This is a genomic window from Escherichia sp. KCJ4928 (assembly GCF_004352695.1).
Taxonomy (GTDB): Bacteria; Pseudomonadota; Gammaproteobacteria; order Enterobacterales; family Enterobacteriaceae; genus ECMA0423.
Window position 1 is genome coordinate 1 of sequence record NZ_SJWV01000563.1, and the last position, 565, is coordinate 565.

Here is a 565-nt window from a genome sequence, read left to right on the forward strand (position 1 = left end):
ATTTAAACCAGACCCCATTGTGATTTTAACTGGATTAACGGATTTCTCTTCATTTTTCTTATTTTTGTTCTCCTGATCAGGAACTAATGGTTGCAGTGGTAGGCTATTATTAATATTTCGTGGCTTCATTTTACATTTCTCTCATTTGATTAGAGCAAAATCCGAATTCGCAGCTTCTGATAATGTCAAATATCACCTTATGGAGACGTTACGTAGAATGACTATATTTGTTATCGGCACATTAGGGGTATTAATTTTAGTATTGATGGAAGGTGATTATTGAACAGTAACATCGAGTCACGGTAAAAATGTGAGGTATATAATGGACATTGAGTTTTCGCAGATTCATGAAATGGTCTATATGCATGATATTGTAAATTCGGACTCGAAAAAGAAACCAAGGATTCCGTTAAAAAAATTCCTTAATGCTGAGAAGGTTCTCACGCAAACAACATCATGGGCATTAAATTCAAGATTTGTGAATGTTAATTCTGTCAATAAAGTCAACGTAAAGAGTAAAGTTAAAAGCAGTTATATCTCACGATCTGTCAATGATGAGTTTAGT

2 pseudogenes are annotated in these 565 nt (G+C 33.6%); one reads left to right on the top strand and one right to left on the bottom strand.

Annotation, left to right across the window (positions count from 1 at the left end):
* Positions 1-129 (bottom strand): annotated as a pseudogene (locus E0D98_RS28290) (hypothetical protein); the annotation flags it as partial.
* A 193-nt stretch (positions 130-322) separates the two neighbouring features.
* Here E0D98_RS28290 and E0D98_RS25560 point away from each other — a divergent pair.
* A pseudogene (locus tag E0D98_RS25560) lies at positions 323-565 on the top strand (hypothetical protein); the annotation flags it as partial.